The 15,138-nt window shown below is 49.3% G+C and carries 13 protein-coding genes and 1 pseudogene; 3 read left to right on the top strand and 11 right to left on the bottom strand.

Annotation, left to right across the window (positions count from 1 at the left end):
• Positions 1–9: 9 nt before the first annotated feature.
• The 5 genes from OH663_RS12640 to proB all read right to left on the bottom strand — a co-directional run bounded on the left by OH663_RS12640 (position 10) and on the right by proB (position 5,291).
• On the bottom strand, positions 10–687 hold the full coding sequence (locus tag OH663_RS12640; protein WP_045440260.1) for an EcpB family pilus assembly chaperone: 678 nt from the start codon (positions 685–687) through the stop codon (positions 10–12).
• Positions 688–739: 52 nt separating this feature from the next.
• Positions 740–1,327, bottom strand: a complete 588-nt coding sequence (gene ecpA, locus OH663_RS12635; RefSeq protein WP_045440258.1) for a common pilus major fimbrillin subunit EcpA — start codon at positions 1,325–1,327, stop codon at positions 740–742.
• A gap of 595 nt (positions 1,328–1,922) precedes the next feature.
• Complete coding sequence (locus OH663_RS12630) at positions 1,923–2,642, bottom strand: Crp/Fnr family transcriptional regulator (protein WP_048222009.1); 720 nt, start codon at positions 2,640–2,642, stop codon at positions 1,923–1,925.
• Positions 2,643–2,922: 280 nt separating this feature from the next.
• A complete protein-coding gene (proA, locus tag OH663_RS12625; RefSeq protein WP_045440254.1) occupies positions 2,923–4,176 on the bottom strand; it encodes a glutamate-5-semialdehyde dehydrogenase in 1,254 nt (417 codons plus the stop codon).
• Positions 4,177–4,187: 11 nt separating this feature from the next.
• A complete protein-coding gene (gene proB, locus OH663_RS12620) occupies positions 4,188–5,291 on the bottom strand; it encodes a glutamate 5-kinase (protein WP_045440251.1) in 1,104 nt (367 codons plus the stop codon).
• A gap of 290 nt (positions 5,292–5,581) precedes the next feature.
• On the opposite strand from proB, the gene phoE reads away from it, so the two are divergent.
• Positions 5,582–6,637, top strand: a complete 1,056-nt coding sequence (gene phoE, locus OH663_RS12615; protein WP_045440249.1) for a phosphoporin PhoE — start codon at positions 5,582–5,584, stop codon at positions 6,635–6,637.
• Positions 6,638–6,693: 56 nt separating this feature from the next.
• On the opposite strand, the gene crl is transcribed toward phoE, so the two are convergent.
• From crl to gpt, 3 genes are all read right to left on the bottom strand, one after another.
• Positions 6,694–7,095: a sigma factor-binding protein Crl gene (crl, locus tag OH663_RS12610; RefSeq protein ID WP_045440244.1), complete on the bottom strand. Its 402-nt coding sequence runs from the start codon at positions 7,093–7,095 to the stop codon at positions 6,694–6,696.
• A 57-nt stretch (positions 7,096–7,152) separates the two neighbouring features.
• On the bottom strand, positions 7,153–8,397 hold the full coding sequence (gene frsA, locus OH663_RS12605; RefSeq protein WP_045440242.1) for an esterase FrsA: 1,245 nt from the start codon (positions 8,395–8,397) through the stop codon (positions 7,153–7,155).
• A gap of 100 nt (positions 8,398–8,497) precedes the next feature.
• Positions 8,498–8,956 (bottom strand): xanthine phosphoribosyltransferase, encoded by a 459-nt coding sequence (gene gpt / locus OH663_RS12600; protein ID WP_003031380.1) that lies wholly within the window; start codon positions 8,954–8,956, stop codon positions 8,498–8,500.
• A gap of 261 nt (positions 8,957–9,217) precedes the next feature.
• Between gpt and pepD the strand changes: the two genes are divergently transcribed.
• Positions 9,218–10,675 carry a cytosol nonspecific dipeptidase gene (gene pepD / locus OH663_RS12595; protein WP_045440238.1) on the top strand — a complete coding sequence of 486 codons (1,458 nt, stop codon included), beginning with the start codon at positions 9,218–9,220 and terminating at the stop codon, positions 10,673–10,675.
• Between the two features lie 60 nt (positions 10,676–10,735).
• On the opposite strand, the gene dinB is transcribed toward pepD, so the two are convergent.
• The 3 genes from dinB to lafU form a co-directional block, all read right to left on the bottom strand.
• A complete protein-coding gene (gene dinB / locus OH663_RS12590) occupies positions 10,736–11,791 on the bottom strand; it encodes a DNA polymerase IV (protein WP_045440234.1) in 1,056 nt (351 codons plus the stop codon).
• Between the two features lie 78 nt (positions 11,792–11,869).
• Positions 11,870–12,517, bottom strand: a complete 648-nt coding sequence (locus tag OH663_RS12585) for a hypothetical protein (RefSeq protein WP_045440231.1) — start codon at positions 12,515–12,517, stop codon at positions 11,870–11,872.
• 53 nt (positions 12,518–12,570) lie between these two features.
• On the bottom strand, positions 12,571–13,431 hold the full coding sequence (gene lafU / locus OH663_RS12580; RefSeq protein ID WP_200013300.1) for a putative lateral flagellar export/assembly protein LafU: 861 nt from the start codon (positions 13,429–13,431) through the stop codon (positions 12,571–12,573).
• Here lafU and OH663_RS12575 point away from each other — a divergent pair.
• A pseudogene (locus OH663_RS12575) lies at positions 13,397–15,115 on the top strand (flagellar biosynthesis protein FlhA); the annotation flags it as partial. The gene lafU and the pseudogene OH663_RS12575 overlap by 35 nt on opposite strands.
• Positions 15,116–15,138: the final 23 nt, after the last annotated feature.

Raw genomic sequence — 15,138 nt, 5'->3', positions numbered from 1 at the left:
TATTGACCATCACTTCACTGTAATAAACTGCTTACCGTGCCAGATACCGATGCGTGAACGACTATTGCTAATGTCGGTAAACTGTAATTTTATTTTCGTACCAGGCATAATGTAATAACGTTCGCGACAGCCTCGCCCCTGATCACGAGCCTTATCCTTGCAAGCCCCATAGGCGATCACGCGAAACGAAACATTGCCAGTATTGGTAATAACATCGCCATTTCGGCTATATTCAAAATGTTCTTTTCGCGGAGCGACCACCAGGATAGTGCCAATTTCAGCTGACGCTGTTGCAACAGCCATTTTATTTGCCCGAGTTTCCGCGCTCTCGGTCACCGGTTCATCTACCCATTGCAGACGATAATAACGCTCAATATCATCTGCTGGCCCTTTATAAAAAAAGCGAAACACATCCTTCGCCTGACCAGGAAGAATTAGATTGGCTGGTGTAGAGAGTAATTCTCCGGAATTAACAGGTTTTATTTCGACACCACCCGCCAAAGGAGATGACAATTGTTTTACCGAAACGCTGACATAACGTGCCGAGTCTGTCGTATTGGTAATTTCTTTCGATAATGAACTCTCAGCAGAAGTCATTATCGATGTGATTTCACCGACATTAATTGCCCATCCGGGAAAAGATGCTACTAACCCTACCAACATTGCTGCCGGTAAATATTTTTTCATGACACCATTCCTGATAAATTCGGGAGAAAAAATTCTCCCGAATTTTTATTGCTTAGGCAGCCGGAGTCGTCCAGGTTGCATTGAACTGTACTTTTACATCACCAGTCCAATAACCGTCCGGCAGTTCAGAGTAATCCGTTACCTGCGTACTACCATTGGAAGTCGCTGACGCGATGGTGAATTTGAAGTTGGATTGATCGCTGACACGGGCGGTGCCGTTATAAGCACCATCAGCCATCAGGCTTTCAAGACCAGAAGTTGAGCTGGAGTTTACCAGGACAGTATCTGATGCATTAGTCAGCGCGGTGCCATTCCATGCCACCCCTACGTTCAGTGTAGAAGCATCACCACTGGCGTTGGTCAGAGTGTTGCTAATGATCTGAGCTGTCAGCTCAAAATCAGTTGCCGTCTCCTGACCCTGAATGGTCACATCAAAAGCACCGTCTTGAGAGTTGAAAGCATTCAGTCCTTCAGCATACTGGAAAGTCAAAGAGTTCAGCGGGGTGACAACCAACATGCTGGTGGTATCTTTTGTTGCCGTCGCGTCCCACGAGGCCGTTGCAGAAGCAGTAACATCTGCCATTGCATTTGCCGCAACAAATACAGAAGCCAGAGAGGTTACTAATAATAATTTTTTCATTTTTATCTTCTCCTAAGAACAAACTCACCACCGAGTCTTATTATTAAGTCACTCCAGCGGTTCCATTAATTGCGAGCCAGAATTGCCGCGCCAAAAAATTATCAGTTGAATCAAATAACATCTCAACAAACCCTGAAACGCAAAATTACAAAAAAATTAAGAATTTTCCCGCAAAAAAACTCTCTAAGAAGTTTCCTAAGACATAATTACTCATAACACACCAAATTTCAGAATTATCATCCGAGAAAATAAGAAATGCCAAACAATTTATCTTTTTTATATTTTTGATAAATATCAAAAAGATCATACAAATATAATCCCATCAAAATCCTTACAAAACATAAAGATAATTAACACCTCCATGCTTTCTCTATAATGCTTATTATTTGTTGCAATTATGCTAAATTTTTAACCCAACAAGAAAATTCTCATGAAATATTTAGATGAGGGGGAATATTCTTATAAAAAAGACGATAACCTGTAGGATTAGTATTCGAATTGATAATTATTTCACAAAAATAAAACTAGGAATTTTCCACATAAATAGAATATTCCTAGTGTATCAAGAGATAAATAATGCCCGGCGAAGAGAGATTTAGCTAAAACCTTTTAAACCCAGATAACTATTTATTGTTACTGTGCGTACCCGATGTAAGGTAATCAAATTTTGTTGTTCGAGTGATTTTAATGAGCGGCTGACAGTTTCAATTTTTAGATCGAGATAGCTGGCAATTTCCTCCCGAGAGAATGGCAACTTAAGCGTCGTTTCTGGCCTGCCAATCCGTAAATGCATCTCGTAAAACTCCACCAGGAAAGCAGCAATTCTGGCCTCAGCGTGTTTATTTGCGTAACGCCGCCTTTTTTCAACAATGAATCCATTATCCCTGCAGAGAAACTTGATGACTGCCGCAGCAACTGAAGTGTCCTTTTCTGCTACCTTGAACAACCGCGCAATATCAATATGGCATACCTCTGCAGCCGTTGCGGCCTTGATAGTTGTCAGATACGTTCTGCCTTCAACAGCATCCAGCGCCATAATATCTCCCGGAACATAAAAGCGACTGATAAAAACGTTATCGCCACATTCCACGCTGGACTTGCAGTACCCCTCATGAATAACAAAAAACATGTCCGCAGCTTCATCCTGCCGAGCAATTGTGTCACCCGCTTTAAACTTCCTTCTTTTGTCTATTAATCTGTATTCATTATCACGATCAATCGCCGATCCCTTTGGACACAGCGAGCAATGGCGGGGGGGAAACGGGTTGCCGAGCGGCACAACAGGAATGCTATGTTTGTGAATATCCGATTTCACGCAACAACTCCTCATAAAAATGAGACTGATTCTAATAGATCGGACCATGGAAACAATACATGAACCGCAGGTCAGGAAAATTCATGCCTGCGCGAGAAAATTCTGTGAAATATTACCTTTCTGACACAGAGGAGAGCATGGATAAAAATCCGTCTGGATGGGATGATTAATAAAATGCAGAACTGAAAACAAATGCGGGTTAGGGGTAAAAGGTAAAACTAACCGGGCGATGCATTAACCTTGCGAATCAAACGCCTATTTTTGCATCACCCGGTTTCAATTACGCACGAATCGTGTCGTCACCAAAGCCTACCCACTTGTATGTGGTCAGAGCTTCCAGCCCCATCGGGCCACGCGCGTGTAATTTTTGCGTACTTACGGCGACTTCTGCGCCCAGTCCAAACTGGCCACCGTCGGTGAAACGGGTAGAGGCGTTAACATACACAGCGGAAGAGTCCACTTCATTAACGAAACGATCGGCATTACGCAGGGTTCGCGTCAGGATCGCATCGGAATGCTGAGTACCGTGCTCACGGATATGGGCGATGGCATCATCCAGATCGGTAACGATTTTCACGTTCAGATCCAGCGACAGAAATTCATCATCGTACTCTTGCGCTTTTACCGCCACCACGTTGGCAGGTCCCGCTTGCAGTGATGCCAGCGCCGCCTCGTCTGCATGTAACGTCACACCGCTTTCCGCCATCTGCTTGCTCAGCGCAGGCAGAAAACGTTCAGCGATATTCTGATGCACCAGCAGCGTTTCAACGGTATTACAGGTGCTTGGACGCTGGGTTTTAGCGTTAACAATAATCTTCAGCGCCGGTGCTATCTCAGCGCTATCATCAACATAGATATGACAGACACCAATTCCGCCAGTGATTACCGGGATCGTCGACTGCTCGCGACATAGCTTGTGCAAGCCCGCGCCACCGCGAGGGATCAGCATATCGATATACTTATCCATACGCAGCATTTCAGTGACCAGAGCACGATCCGGGTTATCAATCGACTGTACGGCCGCTGCCGGTAAGCCACAGGCTTCCAGCGCCTTCTGAATCACCGCGACGGTCGCCGCATTAGTGCGGTAAGTCTCTTTCCCGCCACGCAGGATCGCCGCATTGCCTGTTTTCAGGCACAGAGAGGCCACATCAACCGTCACGTTAGGACGAGCTTCATAAATCACGCCAATTACGCCCAGAGGAACGCGGCGGCGCTCCAGACGCAGGCCGCTATCCAGCAGACCACCATCCATCACCTGCCCTACCGGGTCTGCGAGATTACAGACCTGGCGTACGTCGTCAGCGATCGCTTTCAGACGCGCGGGAGTCAACGCCAGGCGGTCAAGCATCGCCTCGCTCAGACCGTTTTCACGTGCCTGATCGACATCCTGCTTGTTCGCACTGAGGATGCTTTCCGTTTGCGCTTCCAGTTCATCAGCAATTTTTTCCAGCACGCGGTTTTTTTCGCGGCTGGAGAGTAGCGCCAGTTTGTATGACGCTGCTTTGGCAGCAATGCCCATTTTTTCCAGCATATGCCTGCTCCTTAACGGGTGATCATATCATCGCGATGGACGGCAACCGGGCCGTATTCATAGCCAAGAATCGCGTCAATCTGTTGTGAGTGGTGTCCGGCAATACGGCGTAGCGCGTCGCTGTTATAGCGGGTAACTCCGTGGGCAATATCACGCCCTTCGAGATTGCAGATACGAATCACTTCACCACGAGAAAAGTTACCTGTCACGCTTTTAATACCTTTTGGCAGTAATGAACTACCGCGCTCCAGAATGGCTGAGGTTGCGCCTTCATCGACGGTAATTTCCCCAGCAGGTGGAGCACCAAAAATCCAGCGTTTACGGTTCTCCAGCGGAGAGGCCTGGGCATGAAAACGTGTGCCGACGGAAATACCTTCCATCACATCGCCAATGACGCCAGGCTTGCTGCCCGCGGCAATAATGGTATCGATGCCGGCGCGGCAGGCAACGTCTGCAGCCTGGAGCTTAGTGCCCATGCCGCCCGTTCCCAGACCAGAAACACTGTCCCCGGCAATGGCACGCAGCGCATCATCAATGCCGTGAACATCTTTAATCAGTTCTGCCTGCGGGTTGGTACGTGGGTCAGCAGTAAACAGCCCCTGCTGATCGGTGAGCAGCAGCAGCTTATCGGCCCCGGCCAGAATCGCCGCCAGCGCCGAGAGGTTGTCATTGTCACCGACTTTAATTTCCGCGGTCGCAACAGCGTCATTCTCATTGATGACGGGAACAATGTTGTTATCCAGCAACGCGCGCAACGTATCGCGGGCGTTAAGGAAACGCTCTCTGTCTTCCATATCCGCACGCGTCAGCAGCATCTGCCCGATATGGATACCGTAAATCGAAAACAGCTGTTCCCACAGTTGAATCAATCGGCTCTGCCCTACCGCCGCCAACAACTGTTTAGAAGCAATGGTTGCCGGGAGTTCTGGATAACCAAGATGCTCACGTCCGGCGGCAATAGCGCCCGAGGTAACGATAACAATACGATGCCCTGCGGCATGTAACTGCGCACACTGGCGAACCAGTTCTACGATGTGGGCACGGTTCAGACGGCGCGATCCGCCTGTTAACACACTGGTGCCAAGTTTTACCACCAGCGTCTGGCTGTCACTCATGATTCTCTGCCATTCAAAATTGGGGAAAATGATATCAAACGAACGTTTTAGCAGGACTGGCCCCGGTTGCCAACAACCAGCGCACAAAGCATGAAATTTTATTGCGCAGGATCAGCAAGCGTAGCGGCAGATTTTGACGCATTTATTACAGAAATAAAAAAACATCCTTTTTTAAAAATATTCTTACTTTGTCATAAAACGTTCATTCCCGGACGATAAAAACCATCCTGTTTTTAAACGGGGATCACACCCAGAAAAATTTAAGCGCGTACTTTAAATCAGGAATGAAAATGAAAAAGAGCACTCTGGCATTAGTGGTGATGGGTATTGTTGCATCGGCATCTGTACAGGCAGCAGAAATCTATAACAAGAACGGGAATAAACTGGATTTGTATGGCAAGGTAAAAGCCATGCACTACATGACGGATTATGACAGCAAAGACGGCGATCAGAGCTATATCCGTTTAGGTTTTAAAGGCGAAACGCAAATTAACGATCAACTGACGGGTTATGGTCGTTGGGAAGCAGAGTTCGCGGGCAATAAAGCCGAAAGCGATTCAAACCAGCAAAAAACGCGTCTGGCCTTCGCCGGTCTGAAATTAAAAAATCTCGGTTCCTTTGATTATGGCCGTAACCTGGGCGCGCTGTACGACGTAGAAGCGTGGACGGATATGTTCCCGGAATTCGGTGGCGACTCTTCCGCGCAGACCGATAACTTCATGACCAAGCGCGCCAGCGGCCTGGCGACTTACCGTAACACCGACTTCTTCGGCGTTGTAGATGGTCTGGATCTCACCCTGCAATACCAGGGCAAAAACCAGGACCGCGATGTGAAGAAACAAAACGGTGATGGTTTTGGTACTTCTGTGACCTACGACTTTGGCGGCAGCGATTTCGCTATCAGCGGCGCTTACACCAATTCCGATCGTACGAATCAGCAAAATCTGCAAAGCCGCGGGACAGGTGATAAAGCGGAAGCCTGGGCCACGGGCTTAAAATATGATGCCAACGATATTTATATTGCGACAATGTATTCTGAAACACGCAATATGACACCTATTTCCGGTGGCTTTGCCAACAAAACACAAAACTTCGAAGCGGTTGTCCAGTATCAATTTGACTTTGGTCTGCGTCCGTCACTAGGTTATGTGTTGTCGAAAGGCAAAGATATTGAAGGCGTAGGCAATGAAGATCTGGTGAATTATATCGATGTTGGTGCAACATATTATTTCAACAAAAATATGTCGGCATTTGTTGATTATAAAATCAACCAGCTGGATAGCGATAATAAGCTGGCCATCAACAACGATGATATCGTCGCGGTGGGTATGACCTACCAGTTCTGATATAGCATAAAAAATGCCGGATGGGGTTGTGCCGCCATCCGGCATTTTACTGTTCATTATGCCGTTAATTTAACCGGTTCATCCTTAAAATCGTCAGCAGGTTCCAGCGCCAGATTCAGCGACGTTAACAGCCCACGCAATTTTTCATGGAACTCACGCAAGGTGTATTCCAGCCGCTCTACCACTTCAGTCTCTTTAATCGGCACGGCAGTCCAGTTGCCGTCTTTATCAAACAAACCAAACTGGTAGCTGTACGTAAAGCGTTTTTCCTGTGCCTCCAGCTCCATCCACCAGCCCCAGAATTCACGTTTCTCCGGTGCGGGTTTCACGTTGACGCAAACAGCCAGACAATCGAAAAAAAACCGATTATCTTCGCACTGCCCTTCCCGGATGTACGGGCCAAGCGCGGTGAATTTCTTGATCAATCTACTTTTCGGGTGCCCACTCGGTAACGTCATTGCGATCTCCTTAGGTGAAGCAACTGTTTTACCAAATCAATAAAATTTAGCAATCTATTAACACAATCTATGATTGATCCACCCGGTTATTTCTTGCAACGCTTTGTCAAAATTCCGATACACCGGATTGAACGGGATCTCCAGTAGCTTACCGTCAGAAGATGAAGATGCGATTAAGCGAGACTCCTCTTCCGGGCTGAACGGATCGTTTTTCCAGAATCCCGAAAGCATCGGTGTTGGGCAGCGTCTTCCCAGCAGGCCTTGTACTTTTAATGAATAGCGATTTAGCTCAACCCGCAACGCTTCATCTGAGGCATCGTGCATACCCAGGCGACTGGCCAACACGTCAAGATACATTTCAGGAACAGAAGCCTGACGCTGTGGGTCACTGAGCAGCGCATGAACCACCGGCCCAAGGCAGGCCACCGCTTTCAGGCGCGAAGGTTCAAGATACGCCAGGCGTACTGCCACGTTAGCGCCAAAGCGAAAACCAAACGCAGCTACACGGGTATGATCCACCCACGGAATATTAGGCAGTGCTTTTAAAACATGCTGATGAAGCAGACTGGAATCCTGTGTCAGTTTCCATTTAGATGAGAATCCGACCGAAGGCATGTCCAGCGTCAGCATCGCAATACCACGTGGGGCGAAATAGCGCTCATACAGGGTGTAGTAGTCCGTTTGCATTGAATCCAGACCACCGCACATCAATACGGTCGGGAACGGACCGTCACCTTTTGGCATATGTAAAAAGGCCGTGATGGGCGCGCCGCCAGTGACGGCAAACTCCATTTCACGCAGTGTGCCGGGCAAGCGCTGAGCTGCCTCTTCATAGGCGCGATTCGCGAGGGCCTGAGCTTGTTCTGCCAGCTCGTCGCCTTTCAGGTGCGGATAAGCAGCAATGTTGTACAGCGTGGATGCGTGCAACCAGTGGCGTCCGCTAATTTGTGGGTCCTGTTCCTGGGCGGCTTTTTGTTGCCAGTCCATCGCCTGCTTTGCCCACTCATATATCCAGTTCCCACCACGGTAACCAATTACCGTGTCGTAGAGCTCTTTATCCGTGCGCTCCGCTTCGCTCATGACGATGCGAGCCTGCACTTCAAGGATTTCACGCGGATCGACACCACGCCAGATCCACATCAGACGGTTAACCATGCGATACCAGTGCGGGATTGTTTTTCCATCCAGAGCCGATTGCACGGACGGCTGCGCACCGTGATTAAAACGACGAACAAGCGTTGACGTTTCAGGGTGTTTGAAGCGGGGTTTAAACAGAACTTCGCTGAGGTTAGCCTGTGACATTCTTGCGGCCTCCATGAATACTCACTAAGGCGCATTGTAACCTGATGGGGCTTAATAAAGAACAACGCCCGGCATGGCCAGGCGTTGAAAGCGTTATTGATTAGCGACCAGAAATTGGCGGGACGAACACCACGCCCATATCCCACGGTTGCTCAATCCAGGTATCCTGAGGGATATCAACTACATAATCATTCACCAGCGGGCGGCCTGCTGGTTTAGCGAAGATGGTGACGAAATGTGCTTTAGGGTACATTTCGCGAATGGCAACGGCGGTACCACCGGTGTCAACGAGGTCATCAATAACGATGAAACCTTCACCGTCACCTTCGGCACGCTTCAGCACTTTCAGTTCGCGCTGGTTATCGTGATCGTAGCTGGAGATACATACGGTATCAACATGACGAATACCCAATTCACGCGCCAGCAATGCGCCCGGCACCAGACCACCACGGCTAACGGCAATGATGCCTTTCCATTGTTCAGAAGGCATCAGGCGGCTCGCCAGTTTACGTGCATGAATTTGCAACATGTCCCAGGTGACGACGTATTTTTCGCTCATGTGAAGTGTCCCAGCCTGTTTATCTACGGCTTAAAAAGTGTTCGAGGGGGAAATAGGTTGCGCGAGATTATAGAGATCTGACGCACTAAAAACCAGTGTTTAGCGGAATCCACGCCTCTTTTTGCATGCTTTATACTACCCGCGAGCAGAGAAAGTGGTATTCTCAATCGCATCTCGCAAGCCTGACTTGTGGTGTTTTTAATTCTGCTAACCCTGTGGCCTGCAAGTCAATTTTGTAGGACATCGCCAAGGAGACTCAACGTGTCTGAACTGTCTCAATTATCTCCACAACCGCTGTGGGATATTTTTGCTAAAATCTGTTCTATTCCTCATCCGTCCTATCATGAAGAGCAGCTCGCTGAACACATTCTGAGCTGGGCCAAAGAGAAAGGTTTTCACGTCGAGCGCGATCAGGTCGGTAATATCTTGATTCGTAAACCCGCTACCGCAGGAATGGAAAACCGCAAGCCGGTCGTTCTGCAGGCGCACCTGGATATGGTGCCGCAGAAAAACAACGACACCGTCCACGACTTCACTAAAGATCCTATCCAGCCTTATATCGACGGCGAATGGGTGAAAGCCCGCGGCACCACTCTGGGTGCAGATAACGGTATCGGTATGGCCTCTGCGCTGGCGGTTCTGGCTGATGACAATGTCGTCCATGGCCCGCTGGAAGTTCTGCTGACCATGACTGAAGAAGCAGGAATGGACGGCGCGTTTGGTCTGCAAGCTAACTGGCTGCAGGCAGACATTCTGATCAACACCGACTCCGAAGAAGAAGGTGAGATCTACATGGGTTGCGCCGGGGGGATCGACTTTACCTCTAACCTGCCGCTATCTCGTGAAGCCATTCCAGCTGGTTTCCAGAGCTTTAAGCTGACGTTAAAAGGTCTGAAGGGTGGTCACTCCGGTGGCGAAATTCACGTTGGCCTCGGTAATGCTAACAAGCTGCTGGTACGTTTCCTGGCAGGCCACGCTGAAGAGCTGGATCTGCGTCTGGTTGATTTCAACGGCGGTACGCTGCGTAACGCGATTCCACGTGAAGCCTTTGCTACCCTCGCCGTTGCCGCAGATAAAGTCGATGCGTTAAAAGCGCTGGTGAACACTTATCAGGACATCCTGAAAAACGAACTGGCAGCAAAAGAGAAGAATCTGGCTCTGTTGCTGGATGCTGTTGCCAATGATAAAGCCGCGCTGACTGCTCAGTCTCGCGATACCTTTGTTCGCCTGCTGAACGCCACACCAAACGGTGTGATCCGTAATTCAGATGTGGCGAAAGGCGTTGTGGAAACCTCCCTGAACGTCGGCGTTGTCACTATGACTGACGATAACGTGCAGATTCACTGCCTGGTTCGCTCGCTGATCGACAGCGGTAAAGACTATGTCGTGAGTATGCTGGATTCTCTGGGCAAGCTGGCTGGTGCAAAAACCGAAGCCAAAGGCGCGTATCCTGGCTGGCAACCGGACGCTAACTCCCCAGTGATGCATCTGGTGCGTGAAACCTATCAGCGTCTGTTCAACAAGACGCCGAACATCCAGATTATCCACGCAGGTCTGGAATGCGGTCTGTTCAAGAAACCGTATCCGGATATGGACATGGTATCCATCGGGCCAACCATCACCGGTCCGCACTCCCCGGATGAACAGGTTCATATTGAAAGCGTCGGCCATTACTGGACGCTGCTGACTGAGCTGTTGAAATCTATTCCGGCGAAATAACTCTCTGTAATACATTGCCGGATGGCGGCGTTAACGCCTCTGTCCGGCAAATAATCCAGGTTAGAGTCCTAACAACAGTTGTCTCTCGAGCTGCGGATCCAGCAGCGTCACGTGTAATCCCACCAGCCGAACTCCCCGCCCTCCCCGACGCTCATCCCAGGTTTTACGCGCGGTTGCAATTAAATCGTCTTTATTTAAGCGCGGCCAGACGTGTTCCTGCGTCGTCTGCTGAAAATCATTAAACTTTAATTTAATGCCCTGGCGAGCGATGAAGAGATCCGGCTTCACTTTCGCCAGACGTCGTTCCAGTTCCGGGTAAAGCCGTTCGATGATCGCCTCGCACTCTGGCCACTCATGAATGTCTTCCGCGAGGGTACGCTCGACGCCAACTGACTTACGCATTCTGTCATTGCTGACATCCCGTTCGTCAATCCCCTGGCTGCGCTCCCACAGCACCCGACCAAATTTACCAAAACGCTTAAGTAATATGGCCAGATCGCATTTTTGTACATCCTCGCAGGTGCGCAACCCCATGGCTTCGAGCTTTGCAGCAGAAACTTTCCCGACGCCAGGAATTTTCCCCAGGGGTAACGTTCTGATGAATTCAGGGACATCCGCAGGGGTTATCACATATTGCCCGTTGGGTTTATTCAAATCTGAGGCGATTTTGGCCAGGAACTTAACCGGTGCAATCCCCGCCGAGGCGGTGAGTTGTAACTCATTAAAAATCGTCTGGCGGATCTCGTGGGCAATCAGCGTGGCGGAGCCGTGGCAATGAGTGCTGTCGGTAACATCCAGATAGGCTTCATCCAGGGAAAGAGGCTCGATGAGTGAGGTGTAGCGCGAAAAGATAGCCTGGATCTGGCTGGAGGCTTCTTTATAAGCCTCATAGCGCCCAGGCAATAAGGTGAGATGCGGACACAATTTTAGCGCCATTCCTGTGGGCATCGCACTGCGTACACCAAATTTCCTCGCCGGGTAATTAGCCGTACTGATGACCCCTCTGCGTTCACGGCTCCCACCGATAGCAATGGGAATATCACGCAGGGCGGGGTTATCGCGCATTTCCACCGCCGCGAAAAAGCAGTCCATATCGACATGTATGATTTTGCGCATAACTCGCCTCCCACAACACTGTTTAAGTATACAGTATTTTTGTATCGTGAGAAGTATGAATCTGCCTTACGCGGGGGATTACGCTGGCTCCGGTTCATTCATGACAAAGCGAGCGTCACACAGGTAACGTACAACGTCTTTCGGCGCATGATCCGCGGGATTGCCCGCCAAACTGACAAACAGCTTATTCACTTTTCTGACATTTGCCCGCAGGATCCTCTCAATGGTCATCTGATGAAATGCCTCATCTTCGATGCAAAAAAGCTCGTAGTCGCCCAACCGTTCGCCACAAATTTCACAATGATTCATCCAGTAGCGAAGCCCGGTTGTTTTACTCTTATCCAGATAGTAATTGCTGGCCTTGATGTTCTTTTTTATCTCATCAGGCAGAGAATTAATATGGAAGAGAAACGTATTGCGCCGCACAGACTGCCAGCCTTTACCATCCTGATTTTGTTTAATAAAGCGGGTAAACATCACTCCATGAATACGCGTTGGCTGGTGGCAGCTCCAACAGTGCATCTTCGATGTAATCACCAGGCAGTAAGGTGCCACGATATTAAAAGCATCAGTATCGTAAGCATAACCACGAAGTGCCTCATTCAGCTGACGAGGTTCGGTGTACCAGATACCGGAAACATTGTCGAAATGCGCCCCCTGACGAGTAACATCAGTACTACTATCGGTCGGAATATCTAAGGGAATTAAATCGGTTACAGCAATCATGCGACTCTCTTGAGAAAAAATGCCCCCACGTTGCGTGGGAGCAGAGAACAGAATTAATGAGGTACAGAAACGGGTTGTTGACTCAAGGAAGTCACCTGCTTTTGCTTATCCAGCTTGTCCACCAGCGGTTGCACCACCTTCTCTCCATGCTGACCAAAATACTGATACAGCGTGTCGGAAGCGCTTTGCGTCAACACCATGATCTCAATGCGGCGGTTACCTGCGCTCTCTGGATTATTCGCATCCAGCAGCATTTGATCCGCCATTGCACTGACCTGCATGACTTTATCCTGAGGCATTCCGGCATCTTCCAGAACACGACGGGCCGACAATGCGCGATCGCCAGAAAGATTCCAGTTGTTATAGATGTTGCTCTTATAACTCATCGCATCCGTATGTCCGGTAATGATGATCCTGTTATCCAGCGAATCAAATACAGGAGCAAGCTCAACCAGCAATGATTTAAAGAACGGCATAATTTTCGCACTGCCGCGTTCAAACATATTCCGGTTCTGGTCATCTTTAATCAGCACCCGCAACCCCTGGGGAACGATCTCCATTTCCAGATTGGTTTCCATATGTGCATTGCGGGCAATAGCATTGATGTTGGTCGCCAGTTCACCGAGTTCACGCGCCGATTTTTGCTTCAGTAATACCGTTTTCTCATTTACATCCAGCGCCTTTTTGGCGTTTTCTTCTGTGACCTTCGCGGTCTCTTGCGGATGCGGGGTTTTATCCAGTTTGTTTGGCGTGACGTTTTTCTTCTGGGCACCCGGCGCAATCGGCTGTTTACCCAGTTTGTTTAACGGTGCCATACCGCCACCATTAAAAATTGGCTGACCGTGTAGTGCCGCCACGATATTTTCACGATCGGCCTTACTGACGCTGTTCACAATCAACTTTATTGTGGTCACCAAAGGTGCGGAACGTATCTCCGAAGTTTCGGCTCGCTTTACGCTGGATGCCATGCCCGGTAAGCAGATGGCGATTGATGCCGATCTGAACGCAGGATTAATTAACCAGGCACAAGCGCAAATTCGACGTAAGGACGTGGCGGGAGAAGCCGATTTCTATGGCGCAATGGATGGCGCGTCTAAGTTTGTCCGTGGAGACGCCATCGCCGGGATGATGATTCTGGCCATCAACCTGATAGGCGGCGTCTGTATTGGGATATTTAAATATGACTTAAGTGCCGAAGCGGCATTCCAGCAATACGTACTGATGACTATCGGTGACGGTCTGGTCGCACAAATCCCATCTCTGCTGCTGTCAACGGCTGCGGCGATTATCGTGACACGCGTGAGCGACAGTGGCGATATTGCTACTGACGTGCGCAGCCAGTTGCTGGCAAGCCCATCCGTCCTTTATACCGCCACCAGCATTATGTTTGTGCTGGCGATTGTTCCGGGCATGCCCCACTTTCCGTTTCTGGTTTTCAGCGCCCTGCTGGGGTTCACCGCCTGGCGCATGAGCAAACGCCCGAAGGTTGCTGAGACCGAAGAGAAAAATCTCGAAACGCTGACCAAGACCATTGCCGAAACCACCGAGCAACAGGTCAGCTGGGAGACGATTCCTTTAATTGAACCCATTAGCCTGAGTCTGGGGTATAAGCTGGTGTCGCTGGTGGATAAATCAAAAGGGAATCCTCTTACCCAACGAATTCGCGGTGTGCGGCAGGTTATTTCAGACAGTAATGGCGTTTTGCTGCCAGAAATTCGCATCCGTGAAAACTTCAGGCTAAAACCAACGCAATACGCTATTTTCATCAATGGCATTAAAGCTGATGAGGCGGATATTCCATCGGATAAGTTGATGGCGCTGCCCTCCAGCGAAACCTATGGCGAGATCGACGGCATTTTAGGACACGATCCGGCATATGGAATGCCCGTTACCTGGATTGCGGCTGCGCAAAAAGCAAAGGCTTTAAATATGGGGTATCAGGTGATCGATAGCGCCAGCGTTATTGCCACCCATGTGAATAAGGTTATTCGCGGGCATATCCCTGACCTGTTTAACTATGACGATATTACTCAGTTACATAACCGCCTGTCATCGATGGCACCACGCCTGGCAGAAGATCTTAATACGGCGTTGAATTACAGCCAGCTGTTGAAGGTATATCGTACGCTGCTAATCGAAGGGGTATCCTTACGCGATATCGTCACCATTGCCACCGTACTGGTCGCCAGCAGTGCCGTGACGAAGGATCACATTCTGCTGACGGCTGATGTACGTCTGGCGCTGCGTCGCAGCATCACGCACCCGTTTATCCGTAAAGATGAGCTGGCTGTCTATACGCTCAATAATGAACTGGAGAATTTGCTCTCTAATGTGGTCAATCAGGCGCAACAAAGCGGAAAAGTGATGCTCGACAGCGTACCGGTCGATCCGAATATGCTCAATCAGTTCCAGACCAATATGCCGCAGATTAAAGAGCAAATGAAAGCGGCGGGTAAAGAACCCGTGCTGTTAGTCGCCCCACAATTACGCCCTCTGCTCGCCCGCTACGCACGGCTATTTGCGCCAGGCTTACAGGTGCTGTCTTACAACGAAGTCCCGGATGAACTGGAATTAAAAATCATGGGAGCGTTGAGTTAACGATTCCCCAGGCGGTAATGAAA

It is taken from the genome of Citrobacter sp. Marseille-Q5395 (genome assembly GCF_947057495.1).
Taxonomy (GTDB): Bacteria; Pseudomonadota; Gammaproteobacteria; order Enterobacterales; family Enterobacteriaceae; genus Citrobacter; species Citrobacter murliniae.
This window is presented reverse-complemented; position numbering and strand designations above follow the sequence as displayed.